Here is a 2775-nt window from a genome sequence, read left to right as displayed (position 1 = left end):
GCCGATGGGCGCGGCCGCCCGCATCTTCGCGGTGGTGTCGAGCGCGAGCCGGACGATTTCCTCGTTCAGTTCGACCAGGTCGCGGACCTGGTCGCCCGCCCAGACCCGCCAAACCTTACCCGACCCCCACGTATATTTTTTACGGGTGGTTGTTTTTTTTGGCCCCGGCCGCGGGGGGCCCGGATTCGGGGCCCCGGAGGTCTCGTTCTTCACTCCTCCGCTCCTCCGCTTCGCTCCCCCGCTCCGTCGCTCCAGAACGAGACGGGCCCCGAACCTTTGGGGTTGGACTACATCGAAGCAGTTGAGGCGTATGCGGACATAAGGACCGGGAGCGTCGGCGTACGGGCCGGTATCGGCACCGCTGCACCCGGATGCTCCAGCACGAAACCGGAGCCCATTCCGGTGCGGTGGACCACACCGAGGAACTCGGGCATATGCGGACACATGCGGTCCGGTACAGGGATCAGTCCGGATCCGAGAAAGGACCCGAGCCGTTCAGCTCTCGCACAAGGGCATCTACTACGGCGACCAGGTCTCCCTGTGCCGCGGCGGCGGTTTGGCGCTGGCGTTGATAGTTCGCGCCGCGGTGTGGGATTTCCGCCACAGCCCGGAGTTCGTCGGCGCAATCCAGCCGCCGCGCGGTCGGTTCCAGCCGGTTCAGTAGATCGTCGAGATCGTCGGTGACCAGGCGTTCGGTGTTGTCCGAGCCGACGATCACAATGGCGTCCAACCCGTAGCGGGCCGCCCGCCACTTGTTCTCCTGCACATGCCAGGGCGGCAGGGTCGGCAGATCTTCGCCGCGTTCCACCCGTTCGTCGAGATGCACGATAAGACAGTGGATCAGCGCGGCCAGTGCGGCGAGTTCGCCGCGGTTGGAGATCCCGTCGCAGATCCGCACCTCGATGGTTCCCCATTTCGGTGCGGGCCGGATATCCCAGTGCATACCGCCGAGCTGTTCGAACACACCGGTTTTCATCTCGTCGTGTACGTAATGCTCGAACTGGGTCCAGTTCTCGAACTGGAACGGCAGGCCCGCCGTCGGCAACTGCTGGAACATCAGCGCCCGGTTGCTCGCGTAGCCGGTATCCGAACCGGACCACATCGGCGAGGACGCCGACAGTGCCAGCAGATGCGGGTAGGACAGCAGCAGCGAGTTCAGGATCGGGAAAACCTTTTCCCGGTGCGATACTCCGACGTGCACGTGCACACCCCAGATCAGCATCTGCCGGCCCCACCACTGGGTGCGTTCGATCAGCTCGTCGTAATGCACCGAACGCGTGAGCTGTTGGGTCGACCACTGCGCGAACGGGTGGGTGCCGGCACAGAACAGATCCACGCCGAGCTCGTCGGCGGCCCGGCGCACGGTATCCATGGTGACGGACAGGTCCTGCACTGCCGCCCCGACGGTTTCGTGCACCCCGGTGACCAATTCCACGGTGTTGCGCAGCAGTTCCTTGGTCACCTGCGGGGTGCCGTCGTGGGCGCGGAGTTCACCGACGGCGTCGAAGACGGCGGCCGCGGTATTGGACAGGTCACGGCTCGCCTTGTCGACGAGCGCTATCTCCCATTCGATCCCGATGGTCGGCCGGGGTGAGCCACGGAAAGGTACCGGGTCGATCCGTGCCCCACCCATACACGCCTCCGTCGCGGGTCGACAGCTACCCGATGACGCCGCAGCCGACGCGGCCACCCGCGTCACCGGTGCTCATCGTCTGCTCGTCCGGGCCGGTGCCACCCGCGCGGGAGTAGCGGTCCGGGATATTGGCGAAGTTGTCCGAGCCGGCATGGATGATGATGGCCTTGCCCTGGATATCGGACATGGTGACCGTATCGGTGGTGGTCACCAGGTAGCCGTGGCCGTCCTCGCGCACCTGCAGCGAGGTCAGATCACCGCTGGCGGGATGCCCGGTGGCACCGCCGACCTGGAGATGCCCGCCTGCGGACAGGAAGTCGCCGGGCGCGCCACCGGCGGGCGGCGCGGAATTGGGCTCACATTTGCCTTCCTGGTGGATATGCACCCCGTGGAAGCCCGGCGTCAGACCGGTGGCGTCGACCGTGACGCGCAGATGGTTGCCCTCGTCGGTGAAGTTCGCGGTACCGATGTTCGCGCCGCTCGGCGACTTCAGTTCGACCTCCGTACCGGAACCGGCCGGGGTGTCCTGCTCCTCGGCTTGCTCACCGTGCGCGCTTTCACCGGCGGGGGCGGGCGAGGAGGTGAAGACCGGCGGAGTCGTTCCCGTCACGTCGCTGGATTCCTGGCTGTTCGTGCAGGCAACGAGGCCGAAAGCCGCGACAGCCAGCACCGGGGTCACGCTCCGCCAAGACGGGCGACGAGATGTGGACGGTGCCATCAGGGAACTCCTTTACGAGTACCGAGTTTACGGGTAGAGCGTTTCGACAACGATCATTCGACGCAGATGATGATGCCACGCCCGCCGCATCCACCCGGGACGCCCCCGACCTCCGGCCGTCCGGGTAACCGGCCGGTGACCACCACGACCCCCCCCCCCCGATCGCCCACACCCGCCGGCATGTACAAGTCCACCTTCCAGTATGTGTTCGACGCCGAGTTCAAGACCCAGTTCGACGCGGCCGGCCTCACCTACGAGCACCGGCTGATCGACGATATGGTCGCCTCCTCCAGGCGTCGTTTGGCGGGCAGTTCCCGCAGCATATGCGCGACATCGGCGGCGCGCCGGCCTTCGTACTGTTCGTGGAATGTGCTGACGTCCTGGCCGGGACGGTCGATCTCGTACGGCGTCAGGCCCTCGTCCC

The 2775-nt window shown here is 66.2% G+C and carries 3 protein-coding genes; all 3 read right to left on the bottom strand.

Annotation, left to right across the window (positions count from 1 at the left end):
• The coding region (locus QH196_RS00045; protein WP_280413686.1) for a hypothetical protein at positions 1-213 on the bottom strand (213 nt) is incomplete at its 3' end.
• A 250-nt stretch (positions 214-463) separates the two neighbouring features.
• The gene (locus tag QH196_RS00040) at positions 464-1633 is read right to left on the bottom strand and encodes a glutamate--cysteine ligase (protein WP_280413685.1); all 1170 of its coding nucleotides are present in this window, start codon (positions 1631-1633) and stop codon (positions 464-466) included.
• 25 nt (positions 1634-1658) lie between these two features.
• Positions 1659-2351, bottom strand: a complete 693-nt coding sequence (gene sodC, locus QH196_RS00035; protein ID WP_280413684.1) for a superoxide dismutase[Cu-Zn] — start codon at positions 2349-2351, stop codon at positions 1659-1661.
• Positions 2352-2775 lie beyond the last annotated feature (424 nt).

This window comes from Nocardia carnea (assembly GCF_029868325.1).
GTDB lineage: Bacteria > Actinomycetota > Actinomycetes > Mycobacteriales > Mycobacteriaceae > Nocardia > Nocardia carnea_C.
Note: the sequence above shows the minus strand (reverse complement) of the source record. Positions and strands in the feature narration are given on the sequence as shown.